Below are 486 nucleotides of genomic sequence, written 5' to 3' on the forward strand. Positions count from 1 at the left end.
GGCCACCACCGTGTCCCCCCACGCGACGTCCTCCCCCCAGCTGTTAGACGTAGCCGACCCCGAGCGCGCGCACTGGATCGAGCTGCCCTCGCACCGCTCCAGCGTCCGAGTCGCCCGCCGCTCCCTGAACACCCGGATGACCGGCTGGCTGCTGCCGGGCGAGCTGTGCGCGGACGCCGTGCTGCTGGTGTCCGAACTCGTCACCAACGCCATCCGGCACACGCTCAGCGCGCGGATCCTGTGCGGCATCGGCATGGTCTCCGAGGGCTGCGTGCGCCTCGAGGTGCACGACCACGACTACTCGGGCCGCGGCCTGCCGCGACGCGAGCCGGGCCCCGACGACGAGGGCGGCCGCGGGCTGCTCCTGGTCGAGGAGCTGTCCGACACCTGGGGGGTCGACCGTTCCCGGCTCACCGGTGGCAACGCCGTGTGGGCGACCCTGAGGGTCTGAGGGCGCCCGGCCGGGGGGTCCGGGCGTCCTCGGAC

At 74.3% G+C, this 486-nt stretch carries 1 protein-coding gene; it reads left to right on the top strand.

Annotation, left to right across the window (positions count from 1 at the left end):
- Nucleotides 1-10: 10 nt before the first annotated feature.
- Complete coding sequence (locus GRC12_RS45000; protein ID WP_208786152.1) at nt 11-451, top strand: ATP-binding protein; 441 nt, start codon at nt 11-13, stop codon at nt 449-451.
- Nucleotides 452-486: the final 35 nt, after the last annotated feature.

It is taken from the genome of Streptomyces griseorubiginosus (genome assembly GCF_017614965.1).
Taxonomy (GTDB): domain Bacteria; phylum Actinomycetota; class Actinomycetes; order Streptomycetales; family Streptomycetaceae; genus Streptomyces; species Streptomyces griseorubiginosus_B.